This window comes from Staphylococcus sp. HMSC36A10, from assembly GCF_001838845.1.
Taxonomy (GTDB): Bacteria; Bacillota; Bacilli; order Staphylococcales; family Staphylococcaceae; genus Staphylococcus; species Staphylococcus aureus.
Map to the genome: position 1 here is coordinate 1 of NZ_KV839091.1, position 445 is coordinate 445.

1 protein-coding gene is annotated in these 445 nt (G+C 35.3%); it reads right to left on the reverse strand.

Translation table 11 applies throughout. The annotated features are described in order from the left end of the window. A partial coding sequence (locus HMPREF3247_RS05750) for a Cna B-type domain-containing protein (protein ID WP_141770354.1) occupies positions 1-445 on the reverse strand: 445 nt, incomplete at both ends.

Here is a 445-nt window from a genome sequence, read left to right on the forward strand (position 1 = left end):
TTTCTGGCGTATATTTATTCGTCACAATCAAGTTACCCATATCATTGTTATCCACATGTGTTGTATAACCTTTAACTTTTGTTAATTCCTCGACTGTGTATTTTACTTGTTGACCTTTTGCTTTTTCATCTAATCCTGCCCACGTATGGGTCCAGTTATTAGATTCATTTAATGTTGCCGTTTTTCCTGTTGCTTTTCCATCTTGATATAACTCAACTTTAATTTCAGTTGGTCGTTTTCCGTCTTGGTTATTATTATCATCCCAATTTTTTGTTACTGTTGCCGATGTCTCTCCTGGTGTATACTTGTTCGTTATTGTTGTACCGTTGATGTCTGTTGTGTAGTCTTTTACGTGATCTTCGGTCACTGTATATTCTATTTTCTTTCCTTCATCATACTTCGGTAAGTCTTTAAATTCGTACTTCCAGTTTGTTTCAGATGTCAC